Below are 418 nucleotides of genomic sequence, written 5' to 3'. Positions count from 1 at the left end.
CAGATAATGGTCAACATAGATAAAAGCCAGATTTTTATTTGGGGATATAAAGCACCCGATTTCATATTCGATTTTGTACAACAGAACGATATAAAAACATATTTTGTTGAAGATGGTTTTATTCGTTCGGTTGGTTTGGGTGCGACTAAAGAACCTCCGTTATCTTTATGTTTAGATAGCATTGGTCCGTATTTTGATTCAACCAAGCCAACAGATTTAGAGACGCTACTAAATTCTTATGAATGTGATAGTGCTTTGCTATCGAGAGCGAAAGGTCTAATAGATACTATTAAGTCGGAAGGAATTAGTAAGTATAACCATTCAAAAAAGGTGGAAGTTCAAAATATTTATGGTGAGAAAAGAGGCAAACGAGTATTAGTAATTGGACAAGTAGAAGATGATGCGTCAATAAAATATG

General features: G+C 34.0%; 1 pseudogene. It reads left to right on the top strand.

Annotated features, from left to right (window positions below):
• Positions 1-418 (top strand): annotated as a pseudogene (locus SB786_RS35685) (capsular polysaccharide biosynthesis protein); the annotation flags it as partial.

It is taken from the genome of Burkholderia sp. SIMBA_062, assembly GCF_046534765.1.
Classification (GTDB): Bacteria; Pseudomonadota; Gammaproteobacteria; order Burkholderiales; family Burkholderiaceae; genus Burkholderia; species Burkholderia ambifaria.
The sequence above is the reverse complement of the archived record's forward strand: the minus strand, read 5'-3'. Positions and strand labels throughout refer to the sequence as shown.